Source organism: Enterococcus sp. 12F9_DIV0723 (assembly GCF_002174375.1).
GTDB lineage: Bacteria > Bacillota > Bacilli > Lactobacillales > Enterococcaceae > Enterococcus_A > Enterococcus_A gilvus.
The window spans coordinates 111,615-135,948 of record NZ_NIBK01000003.1; the positions used below are offsets into that span (position 1 = coordinate 111,615).

General features: G+C 42.0%; 28 protein-coding genes. 9 read left to right on the forward strand and 19 right to left on the reverse strand.

Going from position 1 to position 24,334, the window contains the following annotated elements; all coding sequences use genetic code 11:
* Positions 1-33 precede the first annotated feature (33 nt).
* Both A5868_RS19175 and A5868_RS17825 read left to right on the forward strand, forming a co-directional pair.
* Positions 34-150, forward strand: coding sequence for a putative metal homeostasis protein (locus A5868_RS19175; RefSeq protein WP_010779469.1), 117 nt, complete (start codon positions 34-36; stop codon positions 148-150).
* Positions 151-305: 155 nt separating this feature from the next.
* Positions 306-1,157, forward strand: coding sequence for an arginase family protein (locus tag A5868_RS17825; protein WP_086306316.1), 852 nt, complete (start codon positions 306-308; stop codon positions 1,155-1,157).
* Positions 1,158-1,192: 35 nt separating this feature from the next.
* Here A5868_RS17825 and A5868_RS17830 read toward each other — a convergent pair whose 3' ends face one another.
* The 7 genes from A5868_RS17830 to A5868_RS17855 all read right to left on the reverse strand — a co-directional run bounded on the left by A5868_RS17830 (position 1,193) and on the right by A5868_RS17855 (position 7,961).
* Positions 1,193-2,311 carry a glycosyl hydrolase family 8 gene (locus A5868_RS17830; RefSeq protein ID WP_086306317.1) on the reverse strand — a complete coding sequence of 373 codons (1,119 nt, stop codon included), beginning with the start codon at positions 2,309-2,311 and terminating at the stop codon, positions 1,193-1,195.
* An 11-nt stretch (positions 2,312-2,322) separates the two neighbouring features.
* On the reverse strand, positions 2,323-3,636 hold the full coding sequence (locus A5868_RS17835; protein ID WP_086306318.1) for a glycosyltransferase family 2 protein: 1,314 nt from the start codon (positions 3,634-3,636) through the stop codon (positions 2,323-2,325).
* A complete protein-coding gene (locus tag A5868_RS19180; RefSeq protein WP_010779473.1) occupies positions 3,636-3,776 on the reverse strand; it encodes a hypothetical protein in 141 nt (46 codons plus the stop codon). The genes A5868_RS17835 and A5868_RS19180 overlap by 1 nt, the downstream gene beginning before the upstream one ends.
* A gap of 14 nt (positions 3,777-3,790) precedes the next feature.
* Complete coding sequence (locus A5868_RS17840; protein ID WP_086306319.1) at positions 3,791-4,657, reverse strand: GGDEF domain-containing protein; 867 nt, start codon at positions 4,655-4,657, stop codon at positions 3,791-3,793.
* A gap of 13 nt (positions 4,658-4,670) precedes the next feature.
* Positions 4,671-5,804 carry a non-hydrolyzing UDP-N-acetylglucosamine 2-epimerase gene (gene wecB / locus A5868_RS17845; protein WP_086306320.1) on the reverse strand — a complete coding sequence of 378 codons (1,134 nt, stop codon included), beginning with the start codon at positions 5,802-5,804 and terminating at the stop codon, positions 4,671-4,673.
* Between the two features lie 232 nt (positions 5,805-6,036).
* A complete protein-coding gene (locus A5868_RS17850; RefSeq protein WP_086306321.1) occupies positions 6,037-6,690 on the reverse strand; it encodes a YoaK family protein in 654 nt (217 codons plus the stop codon).
* A gap of 122 nt (positions 6,691-6,812) precedes the next feature.
* Positions 6,813-7,961: a cobalamin-independent methionine synthase II family protein gene (locus A5868_RS17855; RefSeq protein ID WP_086306322.1), complete on the reverse strand. Its 1,149-nt coding sequence runs from the start codon at positions 7,959-7,961 to the stop codon at positions 6,813-6,815.
* A gap of 114 nt (positions 7,962-8,075) precedes the next feature.
* Here A5868_RS17855 and A5868_RS17860 point away from each other — a divergent pair, with 114 nt between their 5' ends.
* Positions 8,076-9,011, forward strand: coding sequence for a LysR family transcriptional regulator (locus A5868_RS17860; RefSeq protein ID WP_086306323.1), 936 nt, complete (start codon positions 8,076-8,078; stop codon positions 9,009-9,011).
* Between the two features lie 194 nt (positions 9,012-9,205).
* Positions 9,206-10,360 (forward strand): CapA family protein, encoded by a 1,155-nt coding sequence (locus A5868_RS17865; RefSeq protein ID WP_086306324.1) that lies wholly within the window; start codon positions 9,206-9,208, stop codon positions 10,358-10,360.
* A gap of 120 nt (positions 10,361-10,480) precedes the next feature.
* On the opposite strand, the gene A5868_RS17870 is transcribed toward A5868_RS17865, so the two are convergent.
* From A5868_RS17870 to A5868_RS17890, 5 genes are all read right to left on the reverse strand, one after another.
* Positions 10,481-11,323 (reverse strand): aldo/keto reductase, encoded by an 843-nt coding sequence (locus tag A5868_RS17870; protein WP_086306325.1) that lies wholly within the window; start codon positions 11,321-11,323, stop codon positions 10,481-10,483.
* Positions 11,324-11,437: 114 nt separating this feature from the next.
* Entirely contained in the window at positions 11,438-11,971 is a 534-nt protein-coding gene (locus A5868_RS17875) for a GNAT family N-acetyltransferase (protein WP_086306433.1), read from the reverse strand.
* Between the two features lie 111 nt (positions 11,972-12,082).
* The gene (locus A5868_RS17880) at positions 12,083-13,111 is read right to left on the reverse strand and encodes an LLM class flavin-dependent oxidoreductase (RefSeq protein WP_086306326.1); all 1,029 of its coding nucleotides are present in this window, start codon (positions 13,109-13,111) and stop codon (positions 12,083-12,085) included.
* Between the two features lie 142 nt (positions 13,112-13,253).
* Positions 13,254-13,808, reverse strand: coding sequence for a hypothetical protein (locus tag A5868_RS17885; RefSeq protein ID WP_086306327.1), 555 nt, complete (start codon positions 13,806-13,808; stop codon positions 13,254-13,256).
* Positions 13,809-13,903: 95 nt separating this feature from the next.
* Positions 13,904-14,236, reverse strand: coding sequence for a hypothetical protein (locus tag A5868_RS17890; RefSeq protein ID WP_086306328.1), 333 nt, complete (start codon positions 14,234-14,236; stop codon positions 13,904-13,906).
* 467 nt (positions 14,237-14,703) lie between these two features.
* On the opposite strand from A5868_RS17890, the gene A5868_RS17895 reads away from it, so the two are divergent.
* From A5868_RS17895 to A5868_RS17905, 3 genes are all read left to right on the forward strand, one after another.
* The gene (locus A5868_RS17895) at positions 14,704-15,636 is read left to right on the forward strand and encodes a PLP-dependent cysteine synthase family protein (protein WP_086306329.1); all 933 of its coding nucleotides are present in this window, start codon (positions 14,704-14,706) and stop codon (positions 15,634-15,636) included.
* 209 nt (positions 15,637-15,845) lie between these two features.
* On the forward strand, positions 15,846-16,502 hold the full coding sequence (locus tag A5868_RS17900) for a class I SAM-dependent methyltransferase (protein WP_086306330.1): 657 nt from the start codon (positions 15,846-15,848) through the stop codon (positions 16,500-16,502).
* A gap of 1 nt (position 16,503) precedes the next feature.
* Positions 16,504-16,968, forward strand: a complete 465-nt coding sequence (locus A5868_RS17905; protein WP_086306331.1) for an S-ribosylhomocysteine lyase — start codon at positions 16,504-16,506, stop codon at positions 16,966-16,968.
* A 41-nt stretch (positions 16,969-17,009) separates the two neighbouring features.
* Here A5868_RS17905 and A5868_RS17910 read toward each other — a convergent pair whose 3' ends face one another.
* Positions 17,010-17,897 (reverse strand): VOC family protein, encoded by an 888-nt coding sequence (locus tag A5868_RS17910; RefSeq protein ID WP_086306332.1) that lies wholly within the window; start codon positions 17,895-17,897, stop codon positions 17,010-17,012.
* Between the two features lie 533 nt (positions 17,898-18,430).
* On the opposite strand from A5868_RS17910, the gene A5868_RS17915 reads away from it, so the two are divergent.
* On the forward strand, positions 18,431-19,285 hold the full coding sequence (locus A5868_RS17915; RefSeq protein WP_086306333.1) for a hypothetical protein: 855 nt from the start codon (positions 18,431-18,433) through the stop codon (positions 19,283-19,285).
* Between the two features lie 180 nt (positions 19,286-19,465).
* On the opposite strand, the gene A5868_RS17920 is transcribed toward A5868_RS17915, so the two are convergent.
* Both A5868_RS17920 and A5868_RS17925 read right to left on the reverse strand, forming a co-directional pair.
* A complete protein-coding gene (locus A5868_RS17920; RefSeq protein WP_010779490.1) occupies positions 19,466-19,957 on the reverse strand; it encodes an AraC family transcriptional regulator in 492 nt (163 codons plus the stop codon).
* A 29-nt stretch (positions 19,958-19,986) separates the two neighbouring features.
* Complete coding sequence (locus tag A5868_RS17925) at positions 19,987-20,364, reverse strand: helix-turn-helix domain-containing protein (RefSeq protein ID WP_086306334.1); 378 nt, start codon at positions 20,362-20,364, stop codon at positions 19,987-19,989.
* A gap of 176 nt (positions 20,365-20,540) precedes the next feature.
* Between A5868_RS17925 and A5868_RS17930 the strand changes: the two genes are divergently transcribed.
* On the forward strand, positions 20,541-21,401 hold the full coding sequence (locus tag A5868_RS17930; protein ID WP_086306335.1) for a VOC family protein: 861 nt from the start codon (positions 20,541-20,543) through the stop codon (positions 21,399-21,401).
* Positions 21,402-21,471: 70 nt separating this feature from the next.
* On the opposite strand, the gene A5868_RS19185 is transcribed toward A5868_RS17930, so the two are convergent.
* From A5868_RS19185 to A5868_RS17945, 4 genes are all read right to left on the reverse strand, one after another.
* Positions 21,472-21,624 carry a hypothetical protein gene (locus A5868_RS19185; RefSeq protein WP_176281411.1) on the reverse strand — a complete coding sequence of 51 codons (153 nt, stop codon included), beginning with the start codon at positions 21,622-21,624 and terminating at the stop codon, positions 21,472-21,474.
* Positions 21,625-21,792: 168 nt separating this feature from the next.
* The gene (locus A5868_RS17935) at positions 21,793-22,068 is read right to left on the reverse strand and encodes a CD3324 family protein (protein WP_086306336.1); all 276 of its coding nucleotides are present in this window, start codon (positions 22,066-22,068) and stop codon (positions 21,793-21,795) included.
* A gap of 603 nt (positions 22,069-22,671) precedes the next feature.
* The gene (locus A5868_RS17940) at positions 22,672-23,625 is read right to left on the reverse strand and encodes a hypothetical protein (RefSeq protein ID WP_087654178.1); all 954 of its coding nucleotides are present in this window, start codon (positions 23,623-23,625) and stop codon (positions 22,672-22,674) included.
* Positions 23,626-23,637: 12 nt separating this feature from the next.
* A complete protein-coding gene (locus tag A5868_RS17945; RefSeq protein ID WP_139843641.1) occupies positions 23,638-24,183 on the reverse strand; it encodes a DUF4145 domain-containing protein in 546 nt (181 codons plus the stop codon).
* Positions 24,184-24,334: the final 151 nt, after the last annotated feature.

Genomic DNA, 24,334 nt, shown 5'->3' on the forward strand with positions numbered 1-24,334 from the left:
CAAGACGATCGAAGAAAGAGTGAGGAAGAATCCATGGAAAAATCAGATGTATCAAGTGCCTACCGCCGCTTAAAAAGCCCCAATATCAAGACACGCAAGCGTGCATTAAAGATTATCAAAGAGAATAAACGACAATCAGGAAAGAAATAAGTACAGTTTACAGCTTCTGAGATTTAACAAAGTCCCGCAGGATTCGTTAGAAAGAGGGGATTGCTTTTCAACAAGTCGAGCACGAAGAGTTGCATGGGCAGAGGAAAGAAGGGTAAGATGAACGTATCAAATACCCCTACAGAGGAGAGGTTCCATTGACTAAAACCACTCGATTGAAAGTCCCTCAATGGCAGGGAGGAAACAATCTCACTTACGCACTGGGTGCAGATATTCTTTCCTTTCTAGCCCCTAAGAATTTGGAACAAAAAGAAATCATCGTGCCGATTTCTGAGTTGGAAGAACCCTTGATCAGAGAAAACGGTGTGACTGGTCAGTCTGTCGTTGCGGAGAATGTCGATAAGATGACGGCGATCATCCAAGAGGAGGCGCCTGACAAAATCATTACACTGGGTGGTGATTGTCTAGTCTCACAGGCTCCGTTTGACTACCTGCATGGCAAATACGAGGACAAGCTCGGGATCATCTGGCTAGATGCCCATCCGGACATTTCGACACCGGCTATTTTTTTCAATGCTCATGCGATGGTTTTAGGCAATTTATTGAAGGATGGAGACCCTGTCTTAGCGGAAAAGGTGCAGCACCCCTTTGAGGCAAAAGATATTTTGTATGTGGGATTGCAGCAGCCGACAGTAGATGAGGAAGCGATCATGCAGCGGTTAGGCCTTCAGTATCAAGTCCAAGCACAGTCACGGCTCGCACCGGAAACGATCATCCAATGGTTGAAGCACAACGAATTTACGAAAGTTGCGGTTCATTTTGATTTGGATGTTCTAGATCCAAATGAATTCCGCTCGCTTTACTTTTCAGAACCCGCTACTGCGAAGCATTCGGCAGAGGCTGGGAAGATGTCCCTGCTGGAAGTGAAGGAAACGATGCAGGCCATTGCAGAGCAAAGCGAGATCGTCGGGTTGACTATCGCAGAGCTGTTGCCATGGGATGCACAGAATTTGAAGAATCTGCTAAACGGATTTGATATTTTTCGATAAGAAAAAGACGAGAAGAGGCCTGCCTCTTCCCGTCTTTATTTTTGATCCATTTGCAGAGTGATCAAGGTTGTCAATGTGTCACCGTAATAATCATTTTTCGATATCCCGTCATTGATGACCCACGATTCTGTCGTTACGAGATTGCCATAAGCTTTTTTCTGATCCGCCGCAAATAAAACGGGCGCAGAGAAATTTTTCGATAAATTTTGGGACAAGGGTTGTCCTGAGAGGGTATAGCCTTCAGCGATACTGCCCTGTTTCAAAAAGAAATTCATCATTTTGCTCAAGATTTGGTTGCTGCGTTTGTCGGATGAGCTAGCCAACCGCCATGGGATGCGGCAGGCGTTGGCGCCGTAATTGCCATCGTTGGGACCAGCGATCAGATTCTTTTCTGCTGGTTCGACACGGTTGTTTTTCACGACGGCAAAATCAGGAATCAAGCCGCTTTTATGCTGTTTGCTGAGGTCTTCTAGGACCACTAGCGAATGGCTTTTTAGCGTCCTCCAAAAATCATCGCCTGTAAAAGAAGCAAAGGCATCGAAATAGCTTGGGATAATATCTGAAGGGCGGATCAAATCGTAGGAATCAGACTCTTTTGTCGCCCACGCGCCGACGGTCAACAGCTTATTGGTTGAATTATAGTTTTTGGTTTTGATCGCTGTAAGTAATTTTTTAGCGGCACCCTTATAATTCGTTTGACTGTCTGGCCACTGCTTGCTTGCCTCGATCAAGGCGTAGGCAATATCCAAATCGCCGTCCGTCGCATTGGTCTTTTCTTGTTCCAGCAAGCGTTCGTCTTCGAATTTCTGCCGCCAGCTCATCAGCGGCACATCGTCGCTAAGCTGAAAATGTTCATAATAGCGATAAAAATCGCGGAACTCTTTCTCCGAAGCCCAGCCGCGTTTGGCCGCTTGCATCGTGATCAACATCCCGTAGCCATGACCTTCTGAGAGTGAAACTGCTTCTTTCTCCTCTGGATTGGTTTGGACATAAGAACCGTCGCCAGATTCTTTGACATACGCGGTTTGCCATTGCTGATAGGTCGTTTTTTCTAACTGTTTCTGATTGTCTTTTATAGTAATGATGACGGCTGCGACATAGCAAAAAAAGAGCAATGCCAGCAGCGGCCACATAATTGCAGGACGTCTGCGCATACGTTCGCCTCCTAATCATCGAAACGCTGAGTTTTGTACCACTTCGTACCGTCACGTCGAAACAGCTTGTCTCCTATATAGGAAAAGAATGCTGCGATCGAGATGCCGATAAAGAGTAGGGAGTAGGTAAAGTAGGACGCGATGGCATAGAAGAAATTCGCCGTCGTGGCCTGTCCAAATTGGCTAGATAACGCCAGTTGGATCTGTAACAAATAGATCGTAAACATCAACGCCCAATTGACGAATAAGAGCGCGCCGATCTGACGATTGCTGCCGCCAAAGGTAAAGATCACGTCGATGGACGGAAACCAAAGGTGTAAGATCATCGCGATAAAATTGACGATGAACATGATGTTCGAGAGAATGATCGCACTGGTAAACCAAAAGAAGGTGTTAAAATAATAAACACTTTGCAGACGGATACGCCAATTGGAGCCGCCAAAAAAGTTTTTTAGGTTATTGACGATGACTTCATAATTTCCTTTTGCCCAGCGTTTTCGCTGCCGATAATAAACGGACAGCGTCTCTGGCTCCTGCTGAAAAGCTTCTGCACGGGAGGCCAAAGCAATCAATTTGCCGATTTTCATGATTCTAAAGCTCAAAGCGGTGTCTTCGGTCAAGGCCCCATTATCCCAGCCGCCTAAGTCGCGGATCATTTTTGTCTGAATAATGAAGTTTGTACCGGGAATCTGTCCGATTTTAAAAAGCTGCCACATGCCAGTATGAATGATTCGTTGACTTGTCACGATCTCTAAATTGATACAACGGGTCAAAAAATTCCGTTTGTAATTCCGTGTTTTGTTTCGACCAAAAACAGCACCGTAACGCTCCGGGTCTTCTAATGCCCGTTCGATCAAAAAATGCAGGGCATTTTGTTCAGGCATCGCATCGGCATCATAAACACAAAGATACTCTCCGTGAGCGATTTTTAAGGAGTCATTCAATACACCGGCTTTTCCTCCGGTGCCTCGGCGGTCAATGACATTAGTCAGATAATAGCCGGTATATTCTGGCTGCTGCAAGATCGACTGGACCCGTTCATACGTGGCATCGTCGCAATTATCTGCAAACACCAGTATCTCCATCTTTTCTCTGGGATAGTTCATGTTTAAAATCGCCTTCACGGTATCTTGGATAACGATCTCTTCATTATGGGCAGGGACAACGATCGTCACGATCGGATATGCGCGCAGCGGGTCCAACCGATTTTTTGGCGGGCGAATATTCTTGAGCAGGAAAAACACAGCCCCGAATAAGACGACCAAAGTAATCAGCAGTGAAAACCAAATAGAAATAATCCCAAACATCAATAGAATACTTGCCATCAGTAATCACGCCTCCTAAAATAACGCCAGATCCGATCCTTGATGACGAGCAGACAGAGGAATAAGACGACGGCTGCCACAAAAAATATACCTGTGATGATCTTACTTGCTTCAAAGAAATACATCAGTAACTGATCCATAAATAGCTGTCTCCTTATAAAATGTACTCGTCTGTCAAATCTGCCTCTGAGCGTCTTCTTACCCGGCTGATAACTTGCTCAGCCGTCATTTCAGTAGAACCTTCGATCAGAAACTCGCCGGAACGAACCACGGTGCTTTGTGAATGCTCAAAATTTTTAAATGGGAAGAGAGAAAATTGTGTCTTGGTGATTTTATTTAAGCTTTGGATAAATTCGCAGCTTTTTCCCGATTCATAAACGGGGGATAACACGACAAAGATGCCATTACCAAAATAAAACTGGTCCTCTTCTGGTAAACGGATATTACTCAACAATTCAGCGAGCTCCTTCAATAAGTCATCCGTTGCTTGGTCGTTTTGATAATTCAATTGCTCGATATAATCAATGGTATAAGACGAAATGAGCAACCCGCGCCCGGTTTTGTGATACAAATTCATGGCACATTTAAATTTCTCGTAACGGACATCAAATTCTTTTCGATTGTAAAGGCCCGTCGTTTCATCCAACGTCTGTAAATATTCCCGCATCCTCGGCTGGAACGTATTGCTTCGCTGATTGAACAGTACACTGTTTTTAGTGATCAAACCTAAAACGGCAAAAATCGGTATCACAACGATCAAATAGATTTTTTCCAGTCCCGGCATAATGATCGGCGTGTAATACAGCAAGTATGTGCCTGTCGACATGACCAACATAGAAAATACCGCAACGGTTATCGTGTTTCCTAAAAAACCAACTAATAGACCTAAGAAGGCCAAAAGAGAGATGCTCAGCACAGGGACAAAACCAAAGCGATCATCGAGGACCAAGTTTTGAATAAGAAAAATAGCGGCTAGCAGGATCATCATCCATTCGATTCGAATGCGTCGTAAATACTTCATAACATCGTTCTCCTTATCGACTAAAGTCTGCTGGACGAGGGGCAGCATAAAAATAATGAGCGATCGCTTCAGTGATTCGTTCGCTGGCTTTTCCATCGCCGTAGGGGTTGCTGGCCTTCGCCATTTGTTCATAGGCAGCAGGGTTCTCGAACAGCTCTTTGATGGCGGTGTATACAGGACGTGTATCTGTTCCGACTAAACGTAAGGTTCCCGCAGCGACACCTTCTGGCCGCTCCGTTTGATCCCGCAGAACGAGAACCGGGACACCCAAAGAAGGGGCTTCTTCTTGGACACCGCCAGAATCTGTCAAAATCAAATAACTCCGTTTGGCATAATTATGAAAATCGATCACATCCAAAGGTTCGATCAAGGAGACGTTTGTTAATGTGCCTAATGCTGCCTTCGCCGCGTCGCGAACTATTGGATTTTTGTGCATCGGGAAAATAAATTGCGTGTCTGGATATTCCTCGGCTGCTTGACGGATCGCTTCAAACACCTGCTGCATTGGCTTACCTAGATTTTCACGGCGGTGCATGGTAATAAGAACGAGTCGTTTGCGGCCTTTCGAGACAGCAGCAGGAATCTGATACGCTTCATCAATGGTATTTTTCATAGCATCGATCGCGGTATTGCCTGTGATATAAATATGTTTGTCTGAATGGCTTTCTTTAAGCAGGTTCTCTTTGCTTTCCTGTGTTGGAGCGAAATAAAGATCTGCTAAATCATCCGTCAGTTGACGATTGATCTCTTCTGGAAATGGCGAATACTTGTCCCAAGTGCGTAGTCCCGCCTCCACGTGTCCAATGGGGATCTGCTGATAAAAAGCACTTAAAGCTGCTGAAAAAGTGGTTGTTGTATCCCCGTGGACCAGCAAAATATCGGGACGCTCTTCAAACAAGACAGCAGTCAGCTTTTCAAGTACACGGCTGGTGATCTCGCTCAGTGTCTGACCTTGGTGCATGATGTTCAAGTCATAGTCGGGTGTGATTGAAAAGGACGCTAAGACCTGATCGAGCATCTCACGGTGCTGACCGGTGACAACGACTTTCGTTTCAAAGCGATCGTCCGCCTTCAAGGTCTTGGCAAGGGGCGCCATTTTGATTGCCTCTGGCCGTGTTCCAAAAACTAAAAATACTTTCTTTCTCATTATGATCCCCCTTAATAGATAGAAAAATTATGGATAAATTTGAAAAATACTAAGAAATAAAAAGTTAAGACAGTATAGCATCTGATTAAACGATTGAAAAATTAAAAATAACAGGTCACATTTTAAATTAATTTTCACCATAATCATAAGGGTAATTTGAATGTATATGAAGTTTTTAGCTTGACGGGAGATAAAAAAGCAGGAAGATCGCTCTTCCTGCAAAAAAAGGCTGTTAACGAAAGGCGCGACGGTCTTTTACCAGCAAGAAAACCGCGATCGCCAAGAAAATCAAACTGAATAAAATCGTTCGATGCCCAAAATAAATGACCAAAAAGCCATTTAAAAAAGCACCGACGACAAAGCTGGCTAGAATCAGCAAGGTGTCAGAAAAAGCTTCCTGTTTGGCTTTGTCATGAGTGAGGTAGCCCTCAAAGAAATTGGTAGCAAGATTGCGCAGATTTCCAGTCATCATCAGTGAAGTAAAAGGCTTGCCCTTTAGCCGCTGGAACTCTTGAAGCTGAGTCGCCGCTGTGATAGAAAGCAGCGCATTTGCGACTAAGTTAGGTAATTGCGGGGAGAAGACCCCAACGATCAACAGCAAGAAAATCTCAATCAGTAAAAATCGAAGCTGCTGGTCACGCAGGATCTTCGTTTGCAAGTAACGGGCTATCAATGCCCCCAACGCAAAGGAGAAGATCGGGATCAAGTAATGTATAAGTGCTCCCCAATCGCCTTGACCTAGATGAATCCCCAATAGGATAAAGTTCCCTGTTTGCAGTCCGGCAAAGACTTCACCATGAACAAGATATGTATAGGCATCTAACCCGCCGGCTGTGGCTGCTAAAGCCATCCCAAATGCCAGTCGTTCATGCATTTTTTCTTCCATTATAAAAGCACCTCTTTTTTCTTCATCAGAAGTGTACGACAAATGGCGAAAAACAACAAAAGAAGTGTATCGATAAAAAAAGAGCAAACAAGAGGTGCTTGTCTGCTCTAATTAATGCTGGTCTATCCAAAGAATGTTTTTGCAAGCTGTTGGCCTTGGTCGATCTTCGCCCACTGCTCCTCCATGGTTAAGTGATTGCCGCTATCGCAAGAGGCGAAGCCGCATTGATGCGATAAGAACAACCGCTCTTTTGGAAGGATCTCACTCGCTTTTTCCAAGTATTTCAACACGCGTTCATCGTCATCTAAAGTATTTGTTTTGCTCGAAAGCAGACCTAGAACGACTTCAACAGAATCCTTTTCCTTCAGCACTTCTAATGCCGCTAGATCGCCCGCGCGCTCGTCGTCCCATTCCAAGAAGAAGCGATCATAGTGCTGTTCCCCAAGGAATTTTTCAGCAATGGCTTGATACGTCCCGCCTGAAGCATGGCGGGATTCATAATTGCCGCGGCAATTGTGGGTCCATACCTTCAAGCCCAATTCGTGACCAAAATCGGCAATTTCGTTATTCACAGCGATAAATTCATTGGCTAAGCCAATCAGATCCACATTGCCTTCAGAGAAAAAGCTGTCCTTGTTGGTAGAATCAAAAAGCTCCCACAAACAGTCGTCGAATTGAACGATCTTGCCGCCAGCCTCTTTATACTCAACTAAAAATTCCTTATACGCAGTAACTAATCCGGTTTTTAACTCCTCCTTAGTCTGATAGACCTGATCCGTTCCAAACAGGTGATTAAACACAGAGAGTTCTGTGAACGCATGGGCGACACTCCAAACAGTGGTCTTTACGTCGTTGCCTTGCGCTTGTTCGCTTACTTCACGGAAAATGTCTAAAAAGTGATGATTTTTCCCCGACAACGGTGCAACGATTCGAATCCCAATGTCTTTCCGTGTTTCAAAATGCGCGCCATCAAAATCCTTGAAGCTGTAGCCGTGGTCAGCAATAAATCGTTCTACCCCGTGCAGCCCCCAAAGGAAATCCAGGTGCCACATAGATTTTGAATATTCTCCGTCTGTGAGCACGTCGATGTGATGTGCGAGTTGCTCCTGAATCACTTGAGTGATCGCGTTGCTCTCTGTTTCTTTGTACCCGTCAAATGCGTCGTAAAAAGGGTAGGTAATATCGTCTCGTTCCTCGATCTGGTTTTTATAATCCAACAGGTTTTGCGGACGTAAAAGTGACCCGACTAATTGAAATTTTGATTTCTCCATGTATAAACAACCTCCAAACATTTAAGTTCGTTTATCGTATCAAATATCCTGTATAATAAATAATACGTAATTTCTTTCATAAATTATAGGCAGAACCTATTAAGGAGGGCATCTATGCGCATTCAACAATTAGAGTACCTAGAGAAAATTGTTCAAACAGGCTCAATGAACGAGGCGGCGAAAAAATTATACCTCTCTCAGCCCAGTTTGACGCAAGCAATCAAAGAACTGGAAAGCGAATACCAACTGCAGCTTTTTTACCGCAATAAAACCGGGATGACGTTGACGAATGACGGTCGCGAATTCATGAACTACACCAGGGGGATCTTGGATCAGGTCAACCTGTTGAATGCGACGTATAAAGTACAAACGACGCGGAAGCAGGTCTTCAGCGTCTCGGCGCAGCACTATGCCTTTGTCGTTCACGCCTTCGTTGAACTCGTCAAAAAGCTTGGCGGGGAGGAATACGATTTTACTTTGCGAGAAACACTGACAGAGAATACGCTGAACGATGTCCAAACCTTTAAGAGTGAATTGGGGATCATCTATTTGAACACCTTCAATCGCATGGTTCTAAAGCGATTGATCACGGATAAGGAGCTGGAATTCATTCCTTTGTTTGACGCGCACCCTCATGTTTTTGTCGGTCGCGAAAACCCCTTAACGAAAAAGAAGACCCTTAAGCTGGAAGATCTGGAAGAGTATCCTTATCTATCCTACGAGCAGGGGGAGACCAACTCCTTTTACTTTTCGGAAGAGATTTTAAGTACCATGCAGCACAAGAAACAGATAAAAATCAGTGACCGTGCGACGATCTTTAATTTGATGGTCGGGCTTAATGGGTATACGATCAGCTCGGGAATCATTAGCAGTGAATTGAACGATGAAAAAATCGTGGCGATCCCACTAGAGATCGACGACCAGATGACGCTTGGTTACCTTAAACATAAAAAAAGCACCCTCAGTGTGATGGGAAAAGAATATTTAGAGCTGCTAAAACAGCATATCCGAAACTATGGCTTTGAGATCTTCGAGGCGCCTGAAAAATAAAAACCACAAAAAGAGAGACGCGTCCCACTTCGCGTCTTTCGTGCAAGTAGTGGCATCCTATGTGAATTGAGGCCGACAGTCTTTTTTGATTTGAATGGACAGAGATAGCGCTTGCAATCGTATGGTGAACGTGACAAACTTGGTATTGAGAGAAAGAAACAAGCCGTTTATTTTACGATTAAAGGGGAAAACAGGTGAAAAAATTAGTGATGATAGGCATGATTGTCGGGCTATTTGTGACGGGATGCGGAAACACTCGATCCGAACAAGAGACCAGCACCACTTCTACTAAGACGTCGAATCAAGAAAGTCCTTCGGAGGTGGCGTTGACTTTTTCTGCAGTGGGAGATAATTTGATCCACGATTTTATTTATGACCATTTGAGACAACCGGACGGCTCGTACAGATTTGATGAGATGTATCAGCCGACAAAGTATTTGAATCAAGATCGAGACCTAGCTTATATCAATTTAGAAACCATTTGTGGGGGAGAAGAGTTGGGACTGTCGGGGTATCCTACTTTTAATGGCCCAACACAAGTCTTGGATTCATTGCACACTGCCGGGTACAATTGGCTTTCTGCTGCAAGCAACCACACCATGGATAGAGGAGAAGAGGGGATCGTGAAGCAGTTGGAGTATTTGGAAAGATACCCCGACATCACGGTGACGGGCTCACAAAAAGCACCGGATGCACCACGACTTCATATTCAAACGATCAAAGGGGTAAAAGTTGGTTTGATATCTTATACGTTTGGGTTAAACGGGATTCCACTACCCGAAGGCAAAGAGTATTTAGTCAATTTGATCGATGAAGAACAGATCAAGAAAGATATGCAGACATTGAATGCCCAAAGTGACATTCAACTTGTCAGTATGCATTGGGGTGAGGAGTATCAAGTTGTTCCCAACGACGAACAGACACGATTGGCACAAGTATTGAGCGATGCAGGCGCGGATGTCATCATCGGAGGTCACCCGCATGTCATTCAGCCGATGGACTATGTAACTGGGGAGTCAGGGAATCAAACATTGGTCATGTACTCATTAGGAAACTTCATTTCTTCTCAAGATGTCAACGATCGGATGCTAGGGGGCATGGGCCGTTGGACGATCAAGTATGACAAAGAAAAAAAGAAGGGGACCTTTGCAGACGTCGAATTTTGGCCAACGATCACTTATATCGGTGACAATTATCAAACCTATCAAGCTTATGCATTGAAGGATTACACCGATGAATTAGCGACTCAGCATATGCTCCATGTGAACCAAGGGCAGGATGTATCAAGAAATTATTTCATCGAACGAACAAAGCAGATCATGAATGATAAAGTGAAGATCGTTTATTAAAATCCTTACGTCAGAGAAAGATCAAATCATTGAGAGTCCTTCCTGTTCGATGCGCAACCAGTGACTATCTTCAAAAAAAAGCCGCAATCGAGTCAATCGATTGCGGCTAATGCTATATGCTTATTTTCTGCTTAATGAGCCCTTCAAAAATTCTTCGTCGTTTGGATCACCAGAGCCACGTTGATTTTTATCAATGGAAGCGATCATAGACATTTCTTCCTCTGTCAACGTGAAATCGAAGACATCGATGTTTTGAGCGATGCGTTCTTCGTGGACAGATTTCGGAATGACGATGATATCCCGTTGCAAGTGCCAACGCAAGATGACTTGCGCCACCGTTTTGCTGTGGGCTTCAGCGATTTTTGTTAACACAGGATCTTCTAAAACATTGCTTTTGCCTTGTCCAAGAGGGCCCCACGCTTCATGAACGATATCCAAACTCTTCAAATACTCATGCAATTCCTTTTGTTGGAAGTACGGATGTGTCTCGATTTGGTCAACAGTAGGTTTGATTGTTGCTGTGGTCATCAATTTTTCCAAGTGCGGTTTCTCAAAGTTTGAGACACCGATAGATTTGATCAGACCGTCATTGTACAAACTTTCCATCGCACGCCATTTTTCGTTGTAGCCTTCACTTGGCCAGTGGATCAAGTAAAGATCCAAATAGTCGGTTTGTAATTTTTTCAAAGATTCGTGGAAAGCGGCAATTGTTTCATCATACGTCGTGTTGCTGTTCCATACTTTTGACGTAATGAAGAGGTCTTCACGTTTCACATCGCTTTGAGCAAGTGCTTCACCAAGCCATTCTTCATTGTGATAGATCGTTGCAGTATCGAAGTGACGATAGCCGTCCTTCAAAGCTTCCGCTACGGCACGTTTCAAATCATCCGCATCTTGCACTTTGAAGACACCGAGACCCAATTGAGGGATCATTTGACCGTTGTTCAATTTCAACTCTTCCATTAAGAAAAACCTCCTAATATAATCGTTACACTAAAAGTATAACGCGAGTTGGCCTATACTGTAATAATTTTGCTTTATCAATTGTAGATTTATTAATGAAAGGAAGGTAAAAAGCTAGTCACGAAGTCTCGAATAGAGGCATTCATCTACGATCCCGCGATTATTTTTTCCTCGTTGTTTCAACAAGCCTTCATACGTGAAGCCGCATTTTTTCAAGACATTCCCAGAATTTTTATTTTCGGCGTCATGAAAGGCCTCGATCCGCTGGACGGAAGTAGCGGTAAAGAGGTAGTCTACAACGGCAGTCAGCGCTTCGGCAGTGTAGCCCTGATGCCACCAATCTGTACCGAGAACGTAGCCAATCTCCATGGTTTTTATTTCTGGATGGTAGCGGACGACAGAGATCGACCCAATCAAGTGCCGGGTTTCTTTCTCTTCGATCCCCCAGTAAAAATGCTCCTCGCTCTGATACGCTTGTTCATTAAGCGCCAGATAAGCAGCGACATCTTCCGCATTTTTATAAGGTTCCCAAGTCAGGTACGTTGTTACAGCAGGATCATTTGCCCAGTGGCGAAACATCTGGACATGGTCTGCCACGACCATCTTCCTCAATAGCAATCTTTCAGTCAGTATCCGTTCCGTGCCCATTGTGTCACGACCTTTCTGCGTAAAACAGCTTTTTTCGATTTTACCATAGATGTCTAGGCGAAACACAAAAAAGCCAGCCTGCTTTGCAGACTAGCTAAAGGATACACTATGTTATCTCCAACCTAAGTCGGGAGCAATGTCTTTAACGATGGACTCAAGCAAATGCATATTGTATTCGACGCCTAATGTATTAGGGATCGTAACAAGGACTGTATCTGCTTCTTTGATGGCTTCATCTTCTGCCAATTCTTTAGCGATCTTGTCTGGTTCACCCGCAAAGGTTTTCCCGAAGATCGTTGGGTTTTGATGGTACGCAAGGAACCCAACTTGGTCGTATTTTGCATCGTCGCCTTGGCGGCCGAAGAGCTGGCGGTCCAAGTCTGTTGTAATTGGCTGGATAGAACGTGTCACCAAAGTTCTTGGTTCAAAGTCATGTCCAGCTTCTTTCCATGCCTCTTTGTAGGCACGTAATTGTTTGGCTTGTTGAACGTGGAAAGGTTCGTTCGTTTCATAGTTTACCAACGTTGAGGATTGCAGATTCATCCCGTGTTGAGCAGCCCAAATCGCTGTTTGCTGTGAACCAGCGCCCCACCAGATTCGTTGACGAAGTCCTTCTGAATAAGGTTCTAAACGCAATTTTCCAGGTGCTTGCGGGAACATGGGTTGTGGATTTTGTTCAGCGAACCGTTCGCCTTCAAGCAGCTTCAAAAATTCCAATGTCCGTTCCCGTGTGATGTCTTTGATCTCGTCTTCGTCATAGTCATACCCAAAATATTTCCAACCATCAAGCACTTGTTCAGGTGAACCACGGCCAACGCCTAGTTCGACCCTTCCTTGAGTGATGATATCCGTTAATCCAGCATTTTCAGCCATCATATAAGGGTTTTCGTAACGCATATCGATCAACCCAGTACCAATCTCGATCTTACTGGTTTTCGCACCGATCGCTGAAAGCAATGGAAAAGGTGAGCCGATTTGATCTGCGAAATGATGCACGCGATAATAAGCCCCATCAATGCCGATTTTTTCTGCTTCAACGGCTAGATCAATGGATTGCAAATACGCATCTTGTGCTGTTTTTACGATTGATCCTTCAAAATCCATCCAATGACCAAAACTTAAAAAACCAATTTTTTTCATAATGGATGACCTCCTTTATTCTCTAAAAATCACTTACTTTTAATAAGTTAAATCGATTCTACTACGTTCCTTTTTAAAAAGCGAATAATTGTTCTCGGAGGGTTCTCTTTGTTATGGCGTCCTCATAATCGCTACTCAGCGATTAAATGAAACTCTCTAAAAATTCTGTCGCCACTCGTTCAAAGGATTCATCATAATCAATGAGCAATTGCTTCAAAGGCTCTGTTTGGAGAACGTTTTTTCCTTGTGTCTGGACCTCCATCAACATCTCCTCTCCGTTCAATCGGAAATCCACAAAGACTTCATCCTCGATGTTTGTTTCAAGATAATCGATCAAGGTCTCAAAATACCCCTCCGCCAAAGGATCTGCTACTTCTGCTAAGACTTGTTCCATCAAGGCATCCACACCGGAATGCTGATAAAGAAGGAAATGCTTGCTGACGAAGGCGGAATTGTACACATTCTCGATGTTGAAATCCAAAAATTGCAGGTAATCGTCTACTTCGCCGATTTTTTCTAATGTATCGAATACGCGCTGCAAGATTCGCAACAGGGCGTCATCAAGTACGGCATCAAAACGGTCTTTCGGATAGACAGTTTCGACGTGTTCTTCCTCATCAAAGAAGCTTGCTTGGATTTTTTCAAAATAGCAGCCGTCAGATTGATCCGTGACAAAAAAACGGATAGTCATTCCCATGGGACACACCTCACTAAATTTTATTAAAAACCTACTTCAAAAATAAAAAACTGAACACGTCATAAATCAGGCGTCCAGTTTTTTACAGTCGATAATTAGTTAGTATTAACAATGCGTTGGATTTTTTCGGCAAGATGACGGATCAGATTTGGCGCATTGGTACGGAAATCCTCAATAAATGAGTCAGATAAACTAGTTACCGTACCGACTTCTTTGTTCATGATATCAAAAATGGCGAGTGTTTTATCTTGTGATTGCCATTCGACCTTCCAATAAGGACCTTCTAAATCACCATCTAGAATTTGTTGGCTGTTGTCTCGGACCGCTTCACGGATGACATCTTCTTCAGTCGTCTCAATGCCTTTTTCTAATAAATAAGTTAATTTTTCTTCGACTTCATACATATTTTCGGGAACAAGTGAATACATTTTTCCAATCTCCCTTACTCGCATTTGCGAGGGTTTATTTTCTTTAGTTATACTCAAATTTTCAGAAATCTGCAAAGAATAAAACTTACTTGTTTTGTAAAAGAATTTAGCAAGGTGAGCGCTTAAAAATGAAATACTGGTTAACAGCATTAAAAATAAATGAGTGCTTTCTTTGACAAAACGTTTTATCTATGCTAATTTTTTTAAAACGTAAAAAACTTTTTGGAGGGGAAGACATGACAGTCAGCAAACATTTCGCAACTGAATCTTGCTGTTGTTGTATGGTGCGTAAACGCAGCATACCATTTTGTCATGCCTATTAACTGCCCAATTTGCGACTGTTTTTGATACGTATGTGCCCGTTTGAGGGGCCATAGTCAAGGTGTCAATAAAGCGAATCTCAAGGTGCTGATTAATAGTCAGTGCCTTTTTTGTTTTCCAAAAAACGTAATTAAGGGAGTATACCAATGATTATTGATTCGATTCAGATGGCGATTGGGGACACACCGATGCTCCGATTCACCCATCACCAGTTTGAAGAAATACCAAAGGGTTCCGCCATTTATGCGAAGCTGGAATATTTAAATCCAGGAGGGAGCATCAAAGATCGTTTAGGCGCTTACCTGATCAAGGAGGGAATAGAGCAGCGTAAAATCACGGAAAATACAGTGATCATTGAACCGACCGCTGGAAACACAGGGATCGGTGTGGCGATCGCCGCGCAGGCAGCCAAGCTGTCGACGATGTTTGTCGTACCGGAAAAATTCAGCTTGGAAAAGCAGGAGCTGATGAGGGCGTTGGGGGCGAAGATCGTCCATACACCAACAGAAGAAGGAATCAAAGGCGCGATCGCGGAGGCCAAACGATTGCATGCGGAGCGGTCAAACAGCTATTTGCCCTTGCAGTTTGACAACTCAGCAAACCCTGAAGCCTATTACCATACCTTGGGTCCCGAATTAATAAAGGATCTTGGCTCATCCATAACAAGCTTTGTGGCCGGGATCGGCAGTGGCGGAACCTTCAGCGGCGTGGCGCGCTACTTGCTGAAGCACGTGCCATTGATTCGCTTGATCGGCGTGGAGCCTGAAGGATCGATTCTCAATGGTGGCGCGAGTCATAGTCATGAAATTGAAGGAATCGGCGTGGAATTTATTCCGACTTTTCTTGAAGGACTTCCAGTTCATGATTTTGCGACGATCAGTGATGCAGAGGGATTTGCCATGACTCGTCGGTTGGCAAAAGAGCATGGCACGATCGTTGGAAGTTCGTCGGGGGCTGCGATGGCGGCGGCTTTGCAAGAAGTCGCGGCCCTTCCATCCGGCAGTCAAGTAGTGACCGTATTTCCCGATGCCGGAGATCGCTACTTGTCAAAGCAAATCTATTCTAGAACCGATTATTGATGCTCTTTAAATACGTTTTACTTGCCAAGTTATGGGCATTATAAGTTGGCAAAAAGCGAGAAGTGATGTCCGTTGCTTTTACAGAAACAGCGATGTACTGCTCGCAGGATTGAATAGAAGGTTGTTTCAGTAAGAGGCTTTGGAGGTGTAGAGCGTTCAGCCTGAACATAAATAAAATAGAAGAACGATTGGAAAGGAACGAGACCGATATGGGATTAGAGTTCATGCCGATTTTTGAAGGCTGGGCAGTGGATTATGATGAGGAAGTAAACGGTGCGAACCCGGAATATCAGGAAGTGTTCGCGAATTATTGGCAAATTTTAGATGAGATCACCGCACACTCGGGACAGTCTGTGCTGGAGTTTGGCAGCGGAACAGGCAACTTAACGGAGAAGCTGGTTGCTGCTGGGAAGACCGTTTATCCTGTGGAACCTTCGCCAGAAATGCGGGACATGGCGGCAAAAAAAGACACACTGCAAGCAACCTCTTTTTTTGCTGGCGATATGGAAAATTTCCCCATGCCACCAGAGCCTGTAGACACGATCGTATCGAATTTAGTGTTCCACCACCTGACGGCAGAGGAAAAGCAAAAGGTTCTCAAAGAATACAATCAGATCCTTTCTATAGGCGGGAAAATTATTTTTGGGGACACGATGTTTTTGTCACAAACGGTTTACGACACCTATCTACGCACAGAAAAAGAAGCAGGACGACAGAACTTAGCCGCTGATTTAGAGCGAGAGTATTATCCTGTGATAAGTGAATTAGATCAATATTTTCAAAAAAGTGGGTTTCAAACAACGTACCGACAAATGAATCGTTTTGTTTGGATCGTTTATGCAGAAAAAATAATGGAGGCAGAATAAGATGAAAATGAATGTTGAAAGTTTTAATTTAGACCACACAAAGGTTAAGGCGCCGTATATTCGCGTCGCGGACAAAAAGACTGGAGCAAATGGCGACTTGATCGTGAAATATGATGTTCGCCTGAAACAACCAAATCAAGCCTATATGGATATGGCTGCATTGCATTCCTTGGAGCATTTAACGGCAGAATTGATCCGAAACCATGCAGACTATATCGTAGACTGGTCACCAATGGGATGCCAAACAGGATTCTATCTGACTGTTTTGAATCATGACGACATTGACGAGATCATGGATGTTGTGGAGCAAACGATGAAGGATGTCTTGAAGGCAACAGAAGTACCGGCGAGCAATCCCGTCCAATGCGGCTGGGCAGCGAACCACACATTGGAAGGTGCTCAAGAGTTGGCGAAAGAATTCTTGAGTCAACGAGACGAATGGCCGTATATTTTTGCGGAGGGCTAAACAAAAGGAGGTATGACCAGCGTTAGGTCACACCTCCTTTTTTATGCCTCTGGATAAATATTGGCTTCTATTTCAGCACGTTGATCGGCTAAAAATGGCGGCAATGCAAAATGTTCTCCTAGCTGTTCCAAAGGTTCATCGATGGTAAAGCCCGGCCCAAGCGTCGCGAACTCCAGTCGATTCCCACCAGGTTCGCGAATGTAAAGACTCTTGAAATATCCGCGAGAGACGAGTTTTTCGATCATCCAGCCTTGTTTTTTCGCCCGTTGCTGCAGGTCATATAAGGCAGCGTCGTCCGCAATGGCGAAGGCGATATGATCCGCACTGCCGCGCCCCATGTGACTTGTCTTGTCCGAATCAGTCGGTAAAATCTCAAGAAAATCTGTCGTATTCAATTGAATACGCTGGTCCACGGTGGTCCAGCTTAGAAAAGTCTCAAAAAATGCACTTGTTGCCTGAGGATCGCGAACGTGAAGCTGAGTAGAATGCAATCCTAAAAGTTGTTTTTCGGATGGAATATCAGTGGTCACTTGATGCTCTGAAGTCAAAGGAGGCAACGCTGTCTCAGTCAACAGAATCTCTACTTGATCAGGATCGAGAAAGCGTAATTGCCCCTCACTCGCTGTATAATCTACCGAATAATGCTCCAACCGTTCTTGCCAGTAGGCCAAACTATTCTTCGGAAGTTTCAGACCGATCGTCGAGATAAACTGCTGATTCTCATAACGATGCCCTAACTGCGGAACGACAAAGAAAGTCACCACACTGCCCGGTGAACCTTGATAGTCGCCATAATAATAATGAAGCATCCGATGATTCTCCTGATTGACCGTGTTCTTCACAAAACGCATCCCTAAAACATCCGTATAAAATCGTACATTTTCACGACTGTCTTTCGTTAATAATGAGATATGATGAAATGCTGCCACAGGCGCACCTTCCTTTCTTTTCACTTACTTAAAATAAGTATAAAGGAGAGAAGAAGGTGAAACAAGGGAAGCGACTTGGTGGTGAAAAATGCTGACTGAAATTAGCTGGAAAATATGATGGGATTCAATTTTAAACTACATGAGTGTCAACAAAATAAATAAAATTTATTTGATTTAAAACGCCGAGTTACTCGTGGGTGCGTACAATGGGAAACTATTTGATAGTCATCTTGAATTTCAGTCCTTTTTTATTCGTTCTGTCAGTATGTGATCCATCATTTACATACTATCTTTTTAGTAATAGGCGTTCGTCAATGATAAAATTCATCGGCATTTTTGTATTTATTCGGTTCTGATGAAAAAATCACCTAAAATAATGCGTAAAATTATATTTTTGCAAATCTAAATTGCTGAAACTTCTGTTTTTTGGTAACATATTTTATACAGATATGGTGTGAATGTTATTTAGTGTTTAACAAAAAATAGATACATAGATAAGACGAAACGAAATTTGCGAAATGAGGCAGATAAAAATGAATAAGAAAATCCTCGTGCTCATCATGATCACTACGATCATGACGGCTTTAATTATTTGTGGAGGAATGTATAAGGACGCTCAACGTACTAACAAAGTGGAAGCAGATAGGGACGCTCAACAAAAACTAGATACACGAATTGAGAATGAAAAAGAGGCACTGGAAACCGCGGAAGCAGCAGTTAATACTGCTTATAAATCCCGATTGGAAAAAGATATTGATAAAGCCAATGAAGCCATCAAAAAACTAAGCAAGAATCAACCAGCCGAAAAAACAAAACTGACCGACAGAATGGCAAAATTAGCTGGCTTTCTCAAACAAATCTCAGCGGTAGATAAAGCAATAAAAAAGGCTGAAGAATCGAGAACCGATGCTGATATTAATGCTGCACAGGATCTGATCGATAAGGAGACTGACCCGTATCTTAAAAACGATAAAGAGGCGGCACAAAAAAGATTAGACGATTTGAAAACACAAATCGCCAATGAACTTGACCAACAGCAATTAGAAGCCGAACCGCAAGTACAAACAGAGTCAACAGAAGAACCAACGCAGCCGTCGGAAGAACAACCAAATATCCAAGAAACACAGCCAGAGCAGCAAAAACCAGTGACTGAACAACCAGCTTATAACGAACAACCGCAGCCAAGCTATCCACAACCAGTCCAGCCAGATCCTGTACAAACGGTGCCGATTCAACCAGAGACCTCCAATCCTGAGCCAACGCCCAGCCAGTCATCTGACGATGGAGGACAAGGAAATACGCAACCATCAGAATCCGCATCCGAAGGCGGAAATGCTGATACAAACGAATTGGGATCGGAACAATCAGCACAGGATGTCACTGATTAAAAACGAGAATCTAATCTAAGGAAAATGAAAAGTACTAAAGCCGTCGGAATTTTGGCTTTAGTACTTTTTGATTTTATGGGAGTTTATACTCACTCTGTATTTATCAGTGAACAGTATTCAAACAGACAGCGATAGTACAAAAAAGCTTGTCGATTACTTTTTTCTAAATCTCAATTCCAATCAATTAATCGGAATATAAATATCGGTAAAACTCTTATCTCTAAAATTCTTAGGTGGCTCGGTAACGAACAATTCAAACGGTACGGCATCGCGAGCCTTCTGATCGTCTTTGAAAAGCCATTCTTGATACATATAATTCCAGGCATCACCATATTCTTTTGCGGATAGTTCAAAATGTCCGACACCAAATTTTCCTGAAATACTAGACAAGCAGATATTGCCGGTTTCTTGGACGGTTCGATCGTTTGGAATCGTCATGGCGACACTGGTGCGTAAATTCTTGGACTCGGTAATAAATGGATTGTCATCGTAAATAGTCAATACCTTGGTCTCATTTTCGACGATGAGATCATTTTTTGTCGCGAATTCAAATAGTTCGTTGAACAGCTTTCGGCTCTGCTTTCTAAATGCGGCGTAGCTTCCTCTGAAACGGATATAGATGATTTTCAAGTCTTCCAGATTCTCTGTTGTGATGCTTTTCGGTTCGATCATGTTTGTGTCCCCCTTCTAGAATGACTCCATTATTCCATGTTTCTTTTTGGAACTCTTGTCATTTCTTGCTGTTTCCGATACTTAGAGGGGCTGACGCCAAAATGTTTTTTGAAGGCTCTGCTGAAGGAGCTCGCATCATTATAGCCGTAGCTTAAGGCGATGTCAGTTAGTGAAGTAGAAGAGGACACACGTAGAAAAATGGCTGCGCGTTCCAACTTGAATCGTGTTACAAATTCTTTTAGTGTCTCTGAAGAATACTTCTTAAAGATTCGGTGGAAATGAAACTCTGAAAAGTGCGCATTCTTAGCCAGGTCACTTAACGAGATCGGTTCTGAAAGATGCTGTTCAATGTAATCTTCTGTTTTATTCATTAGTCGTCTATAGCTTTCTTCTGTCGAATCCGACACATCCTCGAGCTCCTTTTTCATCATTTTATTTTATTATAGAAGATTGGCTGTCTTTTTTGAATTCTTAGACGGAAAGCCAAGCAGAGAATTTTACTTACAAATAGTAAGGTGATAAGGTGAAGTTAATTATAATAGAAAGAATGCGACGGCAATCTTTTATTCAGGAGGTTTTATCCATGACAGTAATTATTCCCACTTTTCAAATAAGCGCGGCTGCCCACATTGGGCGAGTAGCTTTGAAGGTAGCCAATTTAGAAAAAATGACTCGCTTTTACCAGGAAGTAATTGGTCTGCAAGTCTTGAGTCAAAACGCATCCCAAAGTACACTAGGTGTTGGCGATACGGTATTATTAGAATTACATAAGGTACAAGCACCTCTACCTGAGACGCCCAAGACCGGTTTATATCATGTGGCGTTTTTATTACCTAGTCGAAAAGATCTGGGCAATGCCCTGCGTCACTATTTACAAGTCGATGCGCCTTTAATTGGGGCCAGTGATCACGGCTATAGTGAAGCCCTCTATCTGAACGATCCAGAAGGGAACGGCATCGAAGTCTACCATGATAAGCCGCAAAGCGAATGGGATATTCGTGCGGATGGTGAGATCGTTGGTGTGACGCTCGAAATGGATGCGGAAGCGGTGATTGCTGCTGGAGATAATACATGGACAGGATTTCCAATGGGGACAACAGTTGGTCACGTTCACTTAAAAATAGCGGATCTGATGCAAACGGAACAATTTTATACAGAAGGCTTAGGCTTGTCTTTGAAAAATAATTTCGGCAATCAAGCCAAATTTTTCGCTACGGGTGATTACCATCATCACATTGGCTCGAATGTCTGGTTAGGAAAAAATGTTCCTGCGATGACAGAAAACGACTTGGGCTTGGATTATTTCAGCTTCGCCGTATCCAATCAAGCTGAGCTGGATCGTTTAGAAAATCATTGGAAAACGCAGATCGATTACACCAAAGATGAAAGCGGCAGTTTGTGGGTGGTTGATCCCAACGGAATTACGCTGAAGTTTGAAAAATAGAAAATTGTCAAAACAAACTAGCAACCTAGACGCTGATAATCAGTGCCCAGGCTGCTAGTTTTTATTATTCTTATTTTGATAATGGGCGACCACGTCGGTTTTGGACGTGAGGGATATTTTGTTTGCCCGTCACTTTATTTTTTGATTGTTGTTGGGAGTGCTCGAAGGCTCTCTTTTTCTTTTTCTGAAGAAAATCTTCCAGTTTGACCTTTTGCTTTGTCATAAATGCTCCTCCTTTCAGCAAGAATCGCAGTTAGCAGTCAGCAATTAATTTCATCCGCACGTGAACCAAATCCTTTCATTCGTACTATCTTTAGTATAAAGGAGAGATTCACAGGCGGAGGAGCCTCCTTTTGTGTAAAAAAAGAAAGAGCCCGAATCAGCTCTTTCTTTAACATTGTTTTCTCATCGTGCGAATGATACGTTGGATACTTTTGATATCCAAATAATAGCTACCAGCGAGCTCACGAGTACTCTTTCCCATCTGATATTCCTGATAGATTTGTTGATTTCTTTGTCTAAGCATCTCTTTACTAGCAGTCTTGCTGCCCCAAGGCAAACGTTCTTTTGGCCTCTTGGGGATATAAAGGATTGTACCATTAACATATTTTTGGATCTCTTTTACGATTTCCTCTGGTAGAAGTTCGAATGCGTTTTGATAAGCCATCTTTTACCCTCCTAATAAAGTAGAATTTAGGATTCAGCAAAAGCTCTTCAAGCATTCCTGCCAAGCTTTTGCTAGGCTTCGATAATAATTACTCCCATTGTAATGCTCCTTTCGGGTACTAGGTTTAGTATAGCATATTGGATTTGAGGATGAATAATAAGAAAATATAGTGTGCGAAAGTGTAGCTCGAAAGTAAAAGCTTGAGAGCTTGTCAAACCGATCGATAAGTGGATAAAATTTCTGGTGTGATGCTTGTAGTGATATTGGACGGAGTCGCAGTGTTAATTTTTCATTCATGTAATCATTAATGGTCATTCTAAAGATAATAAAGTCAATGGAATTTACGCAACGATAGTTATTCTGAATCTTTTAGTTTTGGTTAGATGATCAAATTTTATTATAGAATCAGTCTTTTGATTGAATTATGATATTTTCGAGGAAAAATAAAACAAAACATAATAAATTGATACTATTGAAAACAAATACAATAGCAGCATAAGAAGAGACCTACAAAGATATTTTTTTTCTGCTATTATGTTCATTTTTTGTAAAAAAGAACGAATAAATAATTCAACAATGCTATATCGAGATTCTATTAAGTAACTATACTTCGATAGTATGCAGAAACGAATTTACGTATTTTTTTCCATTCTGCAATAATTTCTTTTTTAAATTCCCATCAATTTCCTCAGAATGAAACCACGTTTTATTTCTTCTGAAAACATTGGAAATATTACTAGTGTTGGAAGATACTCCAAAAATATTAATCATAATATAGTTTACATCATTTAATGAGAAAAATTCTCCTTTTCCTTCTTCTGTAATGATATATAACGCAAGCATCATCTTGTCTTTAAAGGTTTTGAGAGATTCCATGCTAGGATATTTATCCAAGTTAAGAACATCAGCATTGATATTTGAATAATTAGATTTTAAAGTTTTCGATTTTTTCTTCCCAGCAGTCCCTCTTGGTTTAGTTAAAACTTCTTTCTTTTCAAAATTTTCAATATAATCAATACCTAATTTGGACAGAATATAAAACTTTCTGCTTGTTTTTTCGTTGGGTTTCTTCTCAATTATTAAAGATTTTTTTGCAAGCTGATTCAATAAAGCACTATTGTTTGAATATTTAGGTCTTCTTGCCTCTTCGTAGTAATTTTTTACATTTTCGACGGAAAATGATTCCACATGGTTTCTCTTTTCATCATAGTAAGCAGAAATTAAAATGAAGTCTGCCTCCGTTACGTCCCCGAATTCTGTTAAAAAAGTTGCAAGATTAGTTCTTGATACATCTTCTTCTGCGTAAGGAATAGTAGTTTTGGAGATGTTTTCTATTGATTGAACAGATTTTTCCTGTTCTGGGAAAGATACATTATTGGACTCAAAAGTTTCTGGGTAAACAGGGGTAGCATTGATTTGTTTAGTAATTCTTATAGAATCAACAGCTACAGGGAGAATATTATTTAAGAAGTATTCTCTCTCCCTTTCAATAATTTCAGATGATCCAGCAGCTTCAAATTCAATTTCCCCAATTTTAAACTTAACTTGATTTTTCATTAAACTCCTCCTCTATATTAACCCTGCTTTAGTAAATAATTCCTCCAACATTACCCGGTATTCAATTTTTATATCATCTATGTCCTTTTTTCCAGCAGTATAAGTGATACTGTGAGCAGAAAAATTTCCGACTTTTCGAAAAGTATCAAATTCATTTTTGATTCGAGAAATTTTTAAGGTTTGATTGTTTTTTGCATTCTTAACAATGTTATCAAGCATGACATAGCCAGAGTTATCGCGATTTTTAATTTCATTATCAATACCTAATTTTTGGTAAGAGAGTACTAATAGAACTTCGAATAATCTTCGCATTAGAACTGCACAAGCATCGTAGCAATTATAGGAGTATGAATGATTTATTTGATAAATTAATTTATCTAAGTACTGTCTTTTATGACAAAATTTAGACTCATCAATCAGTTCACTGGATGATTCAATCATTTCTGTATCATTCCAAAGTTCTGAATATTCTTTCTCTAAAACCTGCAAAGTCATAGGGATAAATTCAAATTTTCCTTTATTAACTTCACGAAAGAATTTGGATGCGCCAGAAACCATTTTTTTTTAAGTCTAGACATGTTAGGCATATGGCCGCAATTTCCCATAATTTCTTTTATAAGGGTTAATGTGAAGAGTGATTCGGATGTTTCTTTATAGTGATAAAAACATAAGAGTTTTGCTTTTTCTAATTCATTACTCTTTTCAAAAT